Genomic DNA, 13873 nt, shown 5'->3' on the forward strand with positions numbered 1-13873 from the left:
CGCCGGGCCGACGGGCGGGATTAACCTGTGCCCCCGACACCCGTTAAGGACCGCCCATGCCCGCCCCCGAGGGCACCGACTTTCTCGCCGATGCCCCGCTGGCCCTGACGGCGACGGGGGCGGATCTCGGCGCGGTGGATGCGGACCATGCGTGGATCGCGGTCATCCGCAAGATGGACGAGACCTATGCGGAACTCGTCCGCCAGCAGGTGGAGCTGGAGGCCAAGAACGCCGCGCTGGAAGAGGCCCAGGGCTTCATCGCCGGCCTGCTCGGCTCCATGACCGACGTGCTCATCGCCTGCGATCTCAACGGGCGGGTGGAGCAGGTCAACCTCGCCGCCGAACGGGCGTTCGGCCAGGGGGCGGAGGCGCTGGTGGACCGCGCTTTGGGCGACCTCATCGACCCCGCCTCCCCCACCAGCGCCGCCGACGTGCTCGCCACCATGGCGCGGCGCCAGCGCATCGTGGACCAGGAATTCACCCTCGCCACGCCGGACGGCCCCCATGCGGTGGCGGTGAACGGGGCGCTGCGCTTCGATCCGCGCGGGCGGGCGGCCGGCATCGTGCTGGTGGGCCGGCCCATCGGCGAGCTGCGTGCAGCCTACGGCGCCCTCGCCAAGGCCCACGAGCACCTCAAGCGCACCCAGCAGCAGCTGGTCCATGCGGAGAAGATGGCCTCCCTCGGCCGGCTGGTGGCGGGGGTGGCGCACGAGCTGAACAATCCCATCTCCTTCGTCTACGGCAACGCCCATGCCCTGAAGCGCTATGTGGACCGGCTCATCGCCTATCTCGATGCCGTGCACGGGGGCGCCGACGGCCCCGCCCTGGCGGCGGCGCGCGCGGACCTGCGCATCGACCGCGCGCTGACCGACATTCCCGCCGCCCTCTCGGGCATGCTGGAAGGCGCGGAGCGGGTGCGCGACATCGTGGCGGACCTGCGCCGCTTCTCGTCCGACCGGCGCGAGGCGCGCGAGGTGTTCGACATGGCCGGCGTCGCCCGCTCGGCGGTGGACTGGGTGGCGAAATCGCAGATGCCGGACCTCACCATCCGCGTGGATCTGCCGGACGGGCTGGAAACCATCGGCCATCCCGGCCACATCCATCAGGTGATGATGAACCTGGTGCAGAACGCGGTGGACGCCATGGAAGGCCGGCCGGAACGGCAGCTCGAAATCACCGGCGCCCATGTGCCCTCGCCCGAGGGCGAGCGGGTGGTGGTGGAGGTGTGCGACACCGGCCCGGGGATCGCGCAGGATATCATGGGGCGCATCTTCGACCCCTTCTTCACCACCAAGCCCGTGGGCAAGGGCACCGGGCTCGGCCTGTCCATCTGCTACCGCATCGCCGAGGAGCATGACGGCCGGCTGGAGGCGGCGAACCGCCCCGGCGGCGGCGCCGTGGTCCGCCTCGTCCTGCCTTCGGCCCGGGCGGAGCCACGCCCATGAGCGCGCCCTTCACCCTGCTCTGGCTGCAGTCGGGCGGCTGCGGCGGCTGCACCATGTCGCTGCTCTGCGCCGAGGCGCCGGACCTGTCCGCCACCCTCTCCAGCGCCGGCATCCGCATTCTATGGCACCCGACCCTGTCGGAGGAGACCGGGGCCGAGGCGCTCGCCGTGTTCGAGGCGGTGCTGGACGGCTCCATCCGGCTCGACGCCCTGTGCGTCGAGGGCGCCCTGCTGCGGGGGCCGGGGGGCACCGGCCGGTTCCACGTGCTGGCCGGCACCGATACGCCCACCATCGATTGGGTCCGCCGCCTCGCCGCCATGGCGCAGAATGTAGTGGCCGTGGGCACCTGCGCCGCCTATGGCGGGGTCACGGCGGCGGGCGTCAACCCGGCGGACGCCTGCGGCCTGCAATATGACGGGCGCCGGCCCGGGGGGGCGCTGGGCGCCGCCTTCCGCTCCCGCTCCGGCCTGCCGGTGATCAACGTGGCCGGCTGCCCCACCCACCCCAACTGGGTGACGGAAACGCTGATGCTGCTGGCCTCCGGGCTGATCCATGCCGACGACCTCGACATCTACGCCCGGCCGCGCTTCTACGCCGACCATCTGGTGCACCACGGCTGCCCGCGCAATGAATATTACGAGTACAAGGCCAGCGCCGAGAAGATGAGCGACCTCGGCTGCATGATGGAGCACCTCGGCTGCCTCGGCACCCAGGCCCATGCGGATTGCAACACCCGGCTGTGGAACGGCGAGGGCTCCTGCACCCGCGGCGGCCACGCCTGCATCAATTGCACCGCGCCGGAATTCGAGGAGCCGGGCCACGCCTTCCTCGACACCCCGAAGATCGGCGGCATTCCCGTGGGCCTGCCCACCGACATGCCCAAGGCCTGGTTCATCGCCCTGTCCTCGCTGGCCAAGGCCGCCACCCCCGAGCGCCTGAGGCGCAACGCCACCGCCGACCACGTGGTGACGCCGCCCGCCGTCCGGGACATCAGGAAAAGATGAGCGCGGACGCGAAGCGGCTTGTCGTCGGCCCGTTCAACCGGGTGGAAGGCGACCTTGAGGTGCGCCTCGACGTGGCCGACGGCGCGGTGACGGCCGCCTTCGTCTCCTCGCCCCTGTTCCGCGGCTTCGAACGCATCCTGGAGGGGCGCGACCCGCGCGACGCGCTGGTGATCGCCCCGCGCATCTGCGGCATCTGCTCGGTGTCCCAGTCCCATGCCGCCGCACTGGCACTGGCCGCCCTGGAAGGCATCGCGCCCACCGACAACGGCCGTGTCGCCACCAACCTCATCCTCGCCACCGAGAATGTGGCCGACCACCTCACCCATTTCCACGTGTTCTTCATGCCGGACTTCGCCCGGGCCATCTATGAGGACCGGCCCTGGTTCGCAGCGGCGGCGCGGCGCTTCAAGGCGGCGCAGGGGGAGAGCGTGCGCCGCGGCCTCGCCACCCGCGCGAGCCTGCTCCACGTGCTCGGCCTGCTGGCCGGGCGCTGGCCGCACACCCTGGCGCTCCAGCCCGGCGGAGTGGCGAAGGGCGCGGACCAGCGGGACAAGGTGCGGCTGCTGGCCACCCTTGGCGCGGTGCGGGCGGAGCTGGAGGAACGCCTCTACGGCGCGCCGCTGGAACAGGTGGCGGAGCTTTCCGACCGGGCGGCGCTGGAGGCCTGGCGGCGGGCCGGACCGGACGGCGACTTCCGCCTGTTCCTCGAAATCGCCGCCGACCTCGACCTTTCGGCCCTCGGCCGCGCCCATGACCGCTTTCTCTCCTATGGCGCCTATCCCCTCGCCGACGGCCGGCTCTATGGCGCAGGCACCTTCGCCGGGGGTGATCGCGGCCCGGTGGACCCCGCCGCCATCACCGAGGACCACAGCTTCGCCCGCATGGAGGGCCGCGACGCGCCCCATGCCCCGTTCGAGGGCTCGACCTATCCCGACGCCGCCGACACCGCCGGCTACACCTGGTGCAAGGCGCCGCGCCTTGCGGGGCTGGCCTTCGAGACCGGCGCCTTCGCCCGGCAGGTGGTGGCCGGCCATCCTTTGGCCCGCGACCTCGCCGCGCGGGAGGGGGCCAATGTGCGCTCGCGCGTGGTCGGCCGGCTGGTGGAGACGGCCCGCACCCTCATCGCCATGGAAGGCTGGGTGCGCGAGCTGGAGCCCGGCGCCCCCTGGTGCGCGCAGGGCGCCGTGCCCCACTCCGGCCGCGCCTTCGGGCTGACCGAGGCGGCCCGCGGCGCGCTCGGCCACTGGATGGTGGTGGAGAAGGGCCGCATCGCCCGCTACCAGATCATCGCGCCCACCACCTGGAACTTCTCCCCCCGCGACGCGGCCGGCCAGCCCGGCCCGCTGGAAGCCGCGCTGGTGGGCGCGCCGGTGCGGCAGGGGGAGGCCACGCCGGTGAGCGTGCAGCACATCGTGCGCTCGTTCGATCCGTGCATGGTCTGCACGGTGCATTGAGCGGCACCATGGAAGGCGAGGAGATCGTCGTCACCGGCATCGTCCAGGGGGTGGGCTTCCGCCCCTTCGTCTATCGCCTGGCCCATCGCCTCGGCATCTGCGGGGAGGTGCGCAATGCCGGCGACCTTGTGGAGATCCATGCCGGCGGGACGCGGGCGGCGCTGGATGCCTTCGCCCAGGCGCTCGGCGCGCAAGCTCCCGTGCTGGCCCGGGTGGAAGGTCTGGCGCGCCGGCCGGCACCGGTGCCGGCCCCCGGCTTCCGCATCGCCCCGAGCGGGGCGGGAACCGTCAGCGTGGGGGTGGTGCCCGACGTGGCCACCTGCCCGGCCTGCCGCGCGGAGATCGCCGACCCCAAGGCGCGGCGATACCGCTACGCCTTCACCAACTGCACCGATTGCGGGCCGCGCTTCTCCATCGTCACCGGCCTGCCCTACGACCGGCCGGCCACCACCATGGCCGGTTTTTCCATGTGCCCGGCCTGCCGCGCCGAATATGACGACCCCGCCGACCGCCGCTTCCACGCCCAGCCCATCGCCTGCCCCGAATGCGGTCCGCGCCTGTGGCTGGAAGGGGCGGACACGCCGGGGGGCGATCCCGTCACCGCGGCCGCCGCCCTGCTGCGCGACGGCCGCATCCTCGCGGTGAAGGGCATCGGCGGCTTCCACATCGCCTGCGATGCCACCAGCCCCGCCGCCGTCGCCACCCTGCGGGCGCGCAAGCAGCGGCCGGCCAAGCCGCTGGCGGTGATGGCCGGCAGCGCCATGGCCGAGGCTCTGTGCCACATCTCCCCCGAGGAGGCGGCGGCCCTCGCCCATCCCTCGGCGCCCATCCTGCTCCTGCCCCTGAAGGCCGGGGCGGACCTGGCGCCCGGCATCGCCCCGGGGCAGCGGCACATCGGGCTGATGGCGCCCTACACGCCGCTCCACCATCTCCTGCTGGCGGCGGCGGGGCGGCCGCTGGTGATGACCTCCGCCAACCGCTCCAGCGCCCCGCAGGCCTTTCGCGACGACGATGCCCGCACTTCGCTTGCCGGCATCGTGGACGCCTTTTTGATGCACGACCGCCCCATCGCCCGCCGGCTGGATGACAGCGTGGCGCGCCATGCCGCCGGCGCGCTGCGGGTGATGCGCCGCGGGCGCGGCCTCGCCCCCCTGCCGCTGCCCCTGCCGGAGGACTTCGCCGATGCCCCGCCGGTGCTGGCCATGGGGGGCGAGCTGAAGAGCGCGCTCTGCCTGACCCATGGGGCGCGGGCGCTGCTCTCGCACCATCTGGGCGACCTCGACGAGCCGGCCACCGGCGATGCCTTCGAGGCCGCATTGGCCGATTGCACCGCTTTGTTCTCCCATCGCCCGGCGGTGGTGGCGGTGGACCTCCACCCGGATTACCGCGCCAGCCGCCTCGGCCATGCCATCGGCGCCGCCCGCGGCCTTCCGGTGGAGCCGGTGCAGCACCACCACGCCCATATGGCCGCGGCCATGGCGGAGAATGGCTGGCGGCGGGCCGACGGCGCCGTGGCCGGCATCGCCCTGGACGGGCTCGGACTGGGCGACGACGGCACCGCCTGGGGCGCGGAGGTGCTGGTGTGCGATTATCGCCAGAGCCGCCGCGTCGCCCGCCTCTCCCCCATCCCGCTGGCCGGAGGCGATGCGGCGAGCCGGGAGCCGTGGCGTCCGCTGCTTGCGCATCTCGACCGGGCGCTGGGCCGGGCCGCGGTGGACACCGACCCGCATCTTGCCGCCCGGTTCGCCGGCAAGCCCGTGGCCACCCTGCGCGCCATGATGGACAAGGGCCTCAATGCCCCCCGCGCCTCCTCCGCCGGCCGCCTGTTCGATGCGGTGGCGGCGCTCTTGGGCCTTGCGCCCGACCGCCTGAGCCATGAGGGCGAGGCGGCCATGGCCCTGGAAGCGGCGGCGGACGGGACGCCGGCCCCCTATCCCCTCCTGCTGCACCCGCCGCAGGACGGCCTGGCCGAGATCGACCCCGCCCCCCTCTGGCGGGTCCTGATGGCCGACATGGCCGCCGGGCGGCCGCGCGGCGCCATGGCCGCAGCGTTCCACGACGGCCTTGCCTGCGCCTTCGCCGCGGCCGCCGCCGACGCCGCGCAGGCGCACGGGCTGCACGCGGTGGCGCTCTCCGGCGGCGTGTTCCAGAATGCGCGGCTGCTGGAAGCGACCGTTGAGCACCTGCGCGCCCGCGGCCTGCGCCCGCTGGTGCCGGCGCAGGTGCCGGCCAATGACGGCGGCCTCGCCTTCGGCCAGGCGGTGGTGGCGGCGGCGCGCCGGATGGCGTGAACCTCCGCAGACACAGTGCCGGGGGCGTTTCCGTCGCCCGCAGCCGGGACTATGGTGACCCCATGAAGCCGCCGCACGAACAGCACGCCACCCTGCCCGACCTCGCCGCCCCGGATGCGGACGCCCGCCCGAGCGGGCGGCGCACCTTCCAGCTCGCCGGAACGGTGATCGCCGCCCCGTCCCTCGGACCGGGCCTTCATGTGGTCGCCACCCCCATCGGCAACCTCGGCGACGTGACGGTGCGCGCCCTGGAGACCCTCGCCGCAGCCGACGTGATCGCCTGCGAGGACACGCGCATCTCCCGCCGGCTGCTGGAGCGCTACGGCATCGCCACGCCCCTCGTGCCCTATCACGACCACAACGGCGCCAGCGCGCGGCCGAAGCTGATGGCCCGCCTTGCCGCCGGCCATCGCGTCGCCCTCATTTCCGATGCCGGCACGCCGCTGGTGTCCGACCCCGGCTTCAAGCTGGTGGTGGAGGCGGCGGAGACCGGCCACAAGGTGCATCCGGTGCCCGGCGCCTCGGCCGTGCTCGCCGCCCTCGTGGCCGCCGGCCTGCCCACCGACTGCTTCCTGTTCGACGGCTTCCTGCCGGCCAAGGGCGGGCAGCGGAAGAACCGCATCGCCACCCTCGCCGCCGTGCCGGCCACGCTGGTGTTCTATGAATCCGGCCCGCGCCTCGCCGACAGCCTGCTGGACCTTTCCGAGCGCCTCGGGCCGCGCCGGGCGGCCGTGTGCCGCGAGCTGACCAAGGCGTTCGAGGAGGTGCGGCGGGGCGATCTTCCCGCCCTCGCGGCACATTATGCGGCCGCGGACGCCCCGAAGGGCGAGATCGTGCTCGTCATCGGCCCGCCGCTGGAGGAGGCCGCGGGCGACGACGCGGTGGACGCAGCCCTTGCCCGCGCCCTGAAGGACAGCTCGCTGAAGGATGCGGTGGCCACCGTCACCGGCCTGACCGGGCGGCCGAAGCGGGAGGTCTACGCCCGCGCCCTCGCCCTGACCGAAGGTCGCGCCGGCACCGCCCCGCCCGACGGCGATGACTGAACCGGCGCCCCCGGACAAGCTGAAGCGCCGGGCGGCCCATGCGCGCGGCCTCGCCGCGGAGGCGCGCGCGGCGGCCCTGCTTACCGCACTGGGCTTCGCCGTTCTGGCGCAACGGGTGCGCACCCCTGCGGGGGAGATCGACCTCATCGTGCGCCGGGATGATCTTCTCGTGTTTTGCGAGGTGAAGCTGCGGGCGGACCTGGCCGGCGCCGCCTTCTCGCTGCAGCCGCGCCAGCGCCGCCGCATTGCCGCCGCCGCCGAGGCCTTCCTCGCCGCGCACCCTGAATTGTGCCATCTGGACATGCGCTTCGACGTGGTGCTGCTGGCCCGCACCGGCGCGGCCGAGCACCTCGCCGGGGCGTTCGAGCTGGAGACCTGATGCGGGTGGCGGGGTGCGCCCGGCGGCTGTAGATAAAGGCGAAGCCCCAGCCGGGCGCCGGAGATTGCCATGGCCCTCAAGGTCGCGGTCCAGATGGACCACATTGCCAACATCAACGTTGCGGGCGATTCCACCTTCGCCCTTCTGCTGGAAGCACAGGCCCGGGGCCATGCGCTGTTCCACTACACCCCCGACCGCATGGCCATGCGCGACGGCACCATCTTCGCTACCGTGGAGCCGCTGGCGGTGAAGGACGAGGCGGGGGCGCATTTCACCCTGGGGGAGAAGCAGCGCATCGCCCTGTCGCAGATGGATGTGGTGCTGATGCGCCAGGACCCGCCCTTCGACATGGCCTATGTGACCGCCACGCACCTGCTGGAGCGCATCCACCCCGGCACATTGGTGGTGAACGACCCCGCTTATGTGCGCAACGCGCCGGAGAAGATCTTCGTCACCGAATTTCCCGAGTTGATGCCGCCCACCCTGATTTCCCGCGACCTTGAGGAAATCAAGGCGTTCCGCGCGGAGTTCGGCGACGTGGTGATGAAGCCGCTCTACGGCAACGGCGGCGCCGCCGTGTTCCGCCTTGCCGCCGACGACCTCAATTTCGGCTCGCTCTACGATTTGTTCTCCACCACCTTCCGCGAGCCCTGGGTGATCCAGCGCTTCCTGCCGGCGGTGAAGCATGGCGACAAGCGCATCATCCTCGTAGACGGCGAGGCGGCGGGGGCGGTGAACCGGGTGCCCAGCGAAGGCGACCTGCGCTCCAACATGGTGCGCGGCGGCGCGGCGCGCCCCACCGACCTCACCGACCGGGAGCTGGAGATCTGCGCCCGCATCGGCCCGTCCCTGAAGCGGATGGGGCTCATCTTCGTGGGCATCGACGTGATCGACGGCAACCTCACCGAGATCAACGTGACCTCCCCCACGGGCCTGCGCGCCATCAAGCGCCTCGGCGGGCCGGACATCGCCGCGCAGATCTGGGACCGGATCGAGGAAAAGCGCGCCGGCTGATCCTTCGGCCGGCGGCCGCGGCCCTCAACCCGCCTCCAGTTCCAGCGTCATGGTATCGAGGGTGAAGGAGCCGTCCGCCTCGACCTCGAAATGCGCCGCCACGTCGGCGGCCGCTCCGGCGAACAGGGAGCGGATCGCCGCCACGTGCAGCTCCGGTGTGCGGATGCGCGCCACCCAGGCGGAAAATTCGAGCCTGAGCCGCCGCCGCGCCAGGCGCATGGGCCGCAGCCCCGCCGCTTCGGCGAAGGCCACCCATTCCGCTTCGCTGTAATCGCGCCCATGGGAGGGATCGCGCAGCAGCTCCACCGCCTGCAGAAAGCTGTCCGCCACCGGCCAGTCGGGAGCCACCACGTCCATCATCACCGCCAGGCCGCCGTCCTTCAGCACGCGGCGCACGTCCCGCAGCGCCGCCGGCACGTCGCGCCAATGGTGGGCGCTGAAGCGCGAGGCGACCACATCGAAGCTGGCGTCGGCAAAGGGCAGCTGCTCCGCTACCCCCTGACGGGTGCGGATGTTGCCGAGGACGCGCCGCTCCGCCTCGGCCTCCACCGCCGCGAGCATGTCGGCGGAGAGGTCGTAGGCCACCACCTCTCCCGCCAGCGGGGCGGCACAGAAGCTCACATGGCCGCCGCCGCAGCCGAGATCCAGCAGGCGCGCCGGACGCACCTCGGCAAGAAGGGCGCCGAGCGCATCCAGGTCCGCCCCCCGGGCATGGACGGCGCTGGCCACATAGGCCGCAGCCTGGGGGCCAAACATCTGCGCCACATGGCTTTCATGGCTCAAGGGCCCGCTTCCGCCGCTCGCCGTCATGGCCTGTCTCCCGCATCGCAGCCGCCGCAGCATAGCCAGCCGAAAGGCGGGCGCAACATAAATTGTTCCGCTTTCGTTCTTGCGGCCGATGCCCGGCTCCGTTACCGTGGGTTGCGGTTGGGTTCGGCGGGGGCAGGGCAGTGATCCAGCGGGTGGCAACGGTGGCATTCGAGGGGGTGGAGGCCCGCCCCGTGGATGTGCAGGTGCACGTGGCGGCCGGCCTGCCCGCCTTCACCATCGTCGGCCTGCCGGACAAGGCGGTGACCGAAGCGAAGGAGCGCGTGCGCGCCGCCCTCATCGCCTCCGGCCTGGCCCTTCCGGCCCGGCGCATCACGGTCAATCTCGCGCCCGCGGACCTGCCCAAGGAAGGCTCCCACTACGATCTTCCCATCGCGCTCGGCCTCATGGCCGCCATCGGCGCCATTCCGCCCGATGCACTCATGGGGTTCACGGTGGTGGGGGAACTGGCGCTGGACGGGGCCATCGCCGCCGTGGCCGGCGTGCTGCCGGCCGCCATCGGCGCCAATGCCCGCGGCCATGGCCTCATCTGCCCGGCGCCGTGCGGCGCGGAGGCCGCCTGGGCCAGCCCGGAGATGGAGATCCTGGCTCCTGCCTCCCTGGTCCAGCTCGCCAACCACATGTCCGGCCGCCAGGTGATGGGCCGGCCCGAACCACGGATGAAGCCGGCCGGGGAAGCCATGCTCGACCTCAGGGATGTGAAGGGACAGGAAACCGCCAAGCGGGCGCTGGAGGTGGCGGCCGCCGGCGGGCACAATCTCATCTTCGTCGGGCCGCCCGGTGCCGGCAAATCCATGCTGGCCCAGCGGCTGCCCTCCATCCTGCCGCCGCTGTCGCCGGCCGAGATGCTGGACGTGTCCATGATCGCCTCGGTGGCTGGGCGGATCGAGGACGGCGCCCTCATGGACCGCCGCCCGTTCCGCGCGCCCCACCATTCCGCCAGCATGGCCGCCATGGTGGGCGGCGGCGCCAAGGCCAAGCCCGGCGAGGTGTCGCTGGCGCACAATGGCGTGCTGTTTCTCGACGAACTGCCGGAATTCTCGCCGCAGGTGCTCGATTCCCTGCGCCAGCCGCTGGAGACGGGGGAGGTGCTCATCGCCCGGGCCAACCACCGCGTCACCTATCCTGCGCGCTTCCAGCTCATCGCGGCCATGAACCCCTGCCGCTGCGGGCGGGCCGGAGAGCCCGGCTTCACCTGCAAGCGCGGGCCGCGCTGCGCGGACGAATATCAGGCGCGGCTGTCGGGGCCCTTCCTCGACCGCATCGACCTGCATCTGGAGGTGCCGTCCGTATCCGCGTCCGATCTGGTTCTGCCCACGCCGACCGAGGGCTCCGCGGAGGTGGCCGCGCGGGTCGCCATGGCGCGGGAGATCCAGGCAGAGCGCTATGCCGCCTTGGGTCATCCGCGGGTGCGAACCAATGCCGAGGCCTCCGGGCCGCTGCTGGACCAGGTGGCCCGGCCCGACGCCGGCGGCGCGGCGCTGCTGAAGGATGCGGCAGACGCCATGCGCCTCACCGCCCGAGGCTATCACCGGGTGCTGAAGGTGGCCCGCACCCTCGCCGACCTCGACGGTGCCGAAGGCGTGGGCCGGCGGCACCTGGCCGAAGCCCTCGCCTATCGCGCCGCGGCCGACCGGCCGCGGGCGGCGGCCTGACACCGGCACCGGCAAGATGTCCATGCCGGCGCCGCAGGCAGCGGCCCCTGCCGGGGGCGAGGGGTCCGCGCCACCACCCCGGGCGCGCGACGCCCAGGAGAGCGGAACATCCCCCGCCGGCCCGGCCTCAGCGGATCGCGTTGATGGCAAGGCCTTCCAGATAGGTGATCTGTGCAAGGTCGCCCGGCCGCACGTTCTGCAGGTCGGCGAGCACCTTGTCGTTGGCCGCCTTCACCGTGCGCACGGCCCCGTCGAGCCCCTCGAAGGTGACGGTGCCCGCCGCCTTGTTCACATCCACGAAGATGGTGGTGAGGGTGACTTCGCGGACGCCGAAGCCTTCGGGCCAGCCCGGAAGCCCCGCATTGATGGCCACCTCCTTCATCACCTCGCCCGGCCGGCCCTGGTGCGCCTTGCCGAGGGCGGTAACGGCGCCCGGCGCCACGCGGATGATCAGCGTTTCGCCATTGCGAAAATAGCTCAGGTCGCCCAGCAGCAGCGGCGCGATCACCGCCCAGCGCCGGCCGCTCGGGTCCTCCAGCACCATGCGGCGGCTGGCCGGATCGGCCGAGACGAACTGCGCCTTGTAGGTGAGCACGGTGACCATCCCCGCGCCCTGGACCATCACCTGGTCCACCTCGACCGGCGTCGGCCGCGCCGGTGCCTGTGCCCTCACCGCCACGGACATGGGCAGGCACAGGCTCGCCCCCAGCACCGCCGTCACCGCCATTCGACGGATTGTCGTCATGATCACCCCCGGTAAGCCCACGCACCATCATGGCGCGTGGGCTGCCGTTAGCATCGCCCTCCCCCTCCGGCAAGGCGACGCGGCCCGCCGCGCCGGTGCGGCCATTGTCACAAAGGCGTTGGAAAACTATGGTGTTGGTTGCGGTCACATCCTGAGGCTGGCTCATGGCCGGCCAGGGATGGCACAGACCACCGGCGACGTCGGTCAACGCGCAACATATCGTCTTGGCGGAGCACCGCCCGTTCACGGTTCGCCGGCGCATGGCGTGCCGGGGTCGGAGAGCGGCGCGAAACCCGCCAGCGGCGGCCCGGGGAGGGGGTCGTTGCAATGAAACGCACCGGACAAACGGACCCCGGCTTCAACCTTCCCGCCCTCTTCGAGCGCGGGATGGACGTGGCGCGCGACTTCGCCAAGGATTTCGCACGCGACGGCTTCCCCCGCCGCGCCGAGGGGGAAGCCGTCCCGCGGCCGCCCCTGTTCGCTCCCGATTCGCCCTTTCCCGCCTTCTTCGAGAAGCTCGGCGCCAAGGGGATCGCCAACCGGCCCGCGGCCGCCAAGGCCGTTGCCGCAAAGCCCCCCTTCCCCGCGCCGCAGAAGCTGGTCACCGATTTCCGCGCCTATTCGGGCATCCGCCACCGGGACGCCCTGCCGCCGGACGACGACGGCCTGGTGCTTGGCCGGCTCGGCGCCCTGGAAGTGCGGCTCGCCCGCACCGCGCGCGACGTGCGGCGCGCCCAGCGCCTGCGCTACAAGGTGTTCTACGAGGAAATGTCCGCGGTGCCCGATGGCCCCACCCGCCTCGCCCGGCGCGACATGGACAGCTTCGACACCATTTGCGAGCACATCCTCGTGCTCGACCACGATGCGGGCAAGATGGTGCTGGGCCGGCGCAAGCCCAAGGTGGTCGGCACCTACCGCCTGCTGCGCCAGGAAGTGGCCATGCGCCACGGCGGCTTCTACACCCAGGGCGAATTCGACGTCAGTTCCGTCATCGCCGCCCACCCCGACCTCAAGTTCCTGGAGCTCGGCCGCTCCTGCGTGCTGAAGCCCTACCGCAACAAGCGCACGGTGGAGCTGCTCTGGCACGGGGTGTGGACCTATATCCTGCGCAACAAGATCGACGTGATGTTCGGCTGCGCCAGCCTGGAGGGCACCGATCCCGCCGCTTTGGCCCTGCCCCTCTCCTTCCTCAGCCACAATGCCCTCGCCCCCGAGGAATGGCGCGCCCGCGCCGTGGAGGGCCGGCACGTGGCCATGAACCGCATGGCCAAGGCGGAAATCAACCCCAAGGCCGCCCTGCAGGCCCTCCCCCCGCTGATCAAGGGCTATCTGCGGCTGGGGGGCTTTGTGGGCGACGGCGCAGTGGTGGACCACCAGTTCGGCACCACCGACGTGCTGATCATCCTGCCCGTCTCGGTCATCAGCCCGCGCTACGTGGAGCATTTCGGCCCCACCGCCAACCGGCACGCCATCTGAGCGCCCCGGCGCCCGGCTGGCCCCAGGACCGTCGGCGCCGGCGTCCCCCACCATGATCCAGATCACCCCCCGCATCGCCATTTCCGAAGACGAGATCGAGCTCGCCTTCGTGCGTGCATCGGGGCCGGGCGGGCAGAACGTCAACAAGGTTTCGAGCGCAGTGCAACTGCGCTTCAATGCGGTCGCCTCGCCGCATCTGCCCGAAGGGGTGAAGGCGCGCCTGTGGCGCCTCGCCGGCCGGCGCATGACCCAGGACGGGGTCATCATCATCCAGGCCCAGCGCTTCCGCACCCAGGAGCGGAACCGGGAAGACGCCATCGAGCGCCTCGTGGAGCTGATCCGCAGCGCCACGGTGGTGGCGCCGGTGCGCCGCCCCACGCGCCCCACCCTCGCCTCCAAGGAACGCCGGCTCGCCGCCAAGGAGCGCCGCGGCTCGGTCAAATCCCTGCGCCAGAACAAGCCCCCGGCCGATTGAACATCGCGCCGCGACCTTCCGCGCAGCGGACACCCGGCCGTGCGGGAGCGCCCAGTCTCTCCTG

Annotated in this window: 12 protein-coding genes; 10 read left to right on the forward strand and 2 right to left on the reverse strand. The window is 72.3% G+C overall.

What is annotated here, in order from left to right; translation table 11 throughout:
- Window positions 1-56: 56 nt before the first annotated feature.
- The 7 genes from ACI7BZ_RS03565 to gshB all read left to right on the forward strand — a co-directional run bounded on the left by ACI7BZ_RS03565 (window position 57) and on the right by gshB (window position 8630).
- Complete coding sequence (locus ACI7BZ_RS03565) at window positions 57-1445, forward strand: sensor histidine kinase (RefSeq protein ID WP_414115821.1); 1389 nt, start codon at window positions 57-59, stop codon at window positions 1443-1445.
- A complete protein-coding gene (locus ACI7BZ_RS03570; protein ID WP_414115822.1) occupies window positions 1442-2449 on the forward strand; it encodes an NADH-quinone oxidoreductase subunit B family protein in 1008 nt (335 codons plus the stop codon). Before ACI7BZ_RS03565 ends, ACI7BZ_RS03570 begins: the two co-directional genes overlap by 4 nt.
- Window positions 2446-3903, forward strand: coding sequence for a nickel-dependent hydrogenase large subunit (locus tag ACI7BZ_RS03575; RefSeq protein ID WP_414115823.1), 1458 nt, complete (start codon window positions 2446-2448; stop codon window positions 3901-3903). Before ACI7BZ_RS03570 ends, ACI7BZ_RS03575 begins: the two co-directional genes overlap by 4 nt.
- An 8-nt stretch (window positions 3904-3911) precedes the next feature.
- The gene (gene hypF, locus ACI7BZ_RS03580; RefSeq protein WP_414115824.1) at window positions 3912-6194 is read left to right on the forward strand and encodes a carbamoyltransferase HypF; all 2283 of its coding nucleotides are present in this window, start codon (window positions 3912-3914) and stop codon (window positions 6192-6194) included.
- A 62-nt stretch (window positions 6195-6256) separates the two neighbouring features.
- Window positions 6257-7237, forward strand: a complete 981-nt coding sequence (rsmI, locus tag ACI7BZ_RS03585) for a 16S rRNA (cytidine(1402)-2'-O)-methyltransferase (RefSeq protein ID WP_414115825.1) — start codon at window positions 6257-6259, stop codon at window positions 7235-7237.
- On the forward strand, window positions 7230-7616 hold the full coding sequence (locus ACI7BZ_RS03590; RefSeq protein WP_414115826.1) for a YraN family protein: 387 nt from the start codon (window positions 7230-7232) through the stop codon (window positions 7614-7616). The genes rsmI and ACI7BZ_RS03590 overlap by 8 nt, the downstream gene beginning before the upstream one ends.
- A gap of 69 nt (window positions 7617-7685) precedes the next feature.
- Entirely contained in the window at window positions 7686-8630 is a 945-nt protein-coding gene (gene gshB, locus ACI7BZ_RS03595) for a glutathione synthase (RefSeq protein WP_414115827.1), read from the forward strand.
- Between the two features lie 24 nt (window positions 8631-8654).
- On the opposite strand, the gene ACI7BZ_RS03600 is transcribed toward gshB, so the two are convergent.
- Window positions 8655-9440 (reverse strand): class I SAM-dependent methyltransferase, encoded by a 786-nt coding sequence (locus tag ACI7BZ_RS03600; RefSeq protein ID WP_414115828.1) that lies wholly within the window; start codon window positions 9438-9440, stop codon window positions 8655-8657.
- Between the two features lie 140 nt (window positions 9441-9580).
- Between ACI7BZ_RS03600 and ACI7BZ_RS03605 the strand changes: the two genes are divergently transcribed.
- Window positions 9581-11113 carry a YifB family Mg chelatase-like AAA ATPase gene (locus tag ACI7BZ_RS03605; protein ID WP_414115829.1) on the forward strand — a complete coding sequence of 511 codons (1533 nt, stop codon included), beginning with the start codon at window positions 9581-9583 and terminating at the stop codon, window positions 11111-11113.
- 127 nt (window positions 11114-11240) lie between these two features.
- On the opposite strand, the gene ACI7BZ_RS03610 is transcribed toward ACI7BZ_RS03605, so the two are convergent.
- Window positions 11241-11858: a hypothetical protein gene (locus ACI7BZ_RS03610; RefSeq protein ID WP_414115830.1), complete on the reverse strand. Its 618-nt coding sequence runs from the start codon at window positions 11856-11858 to the stop codon at window positions 11241-11243.
- A 327-nt stretch (window positions 11859-12185) separates the two neighbouring features.
- Here ACI7BZ_RS03610 and olsB point away from each other — a divergent pair, with 327 nt between their 5' ends.
- Both olsB and arfB read left to right on the forward strand, forming a co-directional pair.
- Window positions 12186-13334 (forward strand): l-ornithine N(alpha)-acyltransferase, encoded by a 1149-nt coding sequence (gene olsB / locus ACI7BZ_RS03615; RefSeq protein WP_414115831.1) that lies wholly within the window; start codon window positions 12186-12188, stop codon window positions 13332-13334.
- 52 nt (window positions 13335-13386) lie between these two features.
- Entirely contained in the window at window positions 13387-13809 is a 423-nt protein-coding gene (gene arfB, locus ACI7BZ_RS03620) for an alternative ribosome rescue aminoacyl-tRNA hydrolase ArfB (RefSeq protein WP_414115832.1), read from the forward strand.
- Window positions 13810-13873 lie beyond the last annotated feature (64 nt).

The sequence above is a fragment of the Xanthobacter sp. AM11 genome, assembly GCF_047444035.1.
Classification (GTDB): Bacteria; Pseudomonadota; Alphaproteobacteria; order Rhizobiales; family Xanthobacteraceae; genus Xanthobacter.

Bases quoted from the DNA above. Each gene is read 5' to 3' on its own strand.
- gshB (WP_414115827.1), top strand. From the start codon at position 7,686: ATGGCCCTCAAGGTCGCGGTCCAGATGGACCACATTGCCAACATCAAC.
- ACI7BZ_RS03610 (WP_414115830.1), bottom strand. From the start codon at position 11,858: ATGACGACAATCCGTCGAATGGCGGTGACGGCGGTGCTGGGGGCGAGC.
- hypF (WP_414115824.1), top strand. From the start codon at position 3,912: ATGGAAGGCGAGGAGATCGTCGTCACCGGCATCGTCCAGGGGGTGGGC.
- arfB (WP_414115832.1), top strand. From the start codon at position 13,387: ATGATCCAGATCACCCCCCGCATCGCCATTTCCGAAGACGAGATCGAG.
- ACI7BZ_RS03575 (WP_414115823.1), top strand. From the start codon at position 2,446: ATGAGCGCGGACGCGAAGCGGCTTGTCGTCGGCCCGTTCAACCGGGTG.
- ACI7BZ_RS03600 (WP_414115828.1), bottom strand. From the start codon at position 9,440: ATGACGGCGAGCGGCGGAAGCGGGCCCTTGAGCCATGAAAGCCATGTG.
- ACI7BZ_RS03590 (WP_414115826.1), top strand. From the start codon at position 7,230: ATGACTGAACCGGCGCCCCCGGACAAGCTGAAGCGCCGGGCGGCCCAT.
- ACI7BZ_RS03565 (WP_414115821.1), top strand. From the start codon at position 57: ATGCCCGCCCCCGAGGGCACCGACTTTCTCGCCGATGCCCCGCTGGCC.
- rsmI (WP_414115825.1), top strand. From the start codon at position 6,257: ATGAAGCCGCCGCACGAACAGCACGCCACCCTGCCCGACCTCGCCGCC.
- olsB (WP_414115831.1), top strand. From the start codon at position 12,186: ATGAAACGCACCGGACAAACGGACCCCGGCTTCAACCTTCCCGCCCTC.
- ACI7BZ_RS03570 (WP_414115822.1), top strand. From the start codon at position 1,442: ATGAGCGCGCCCTTCACCCTGCTCTGGCTGCAGTCGGGCGGCTGCGGC.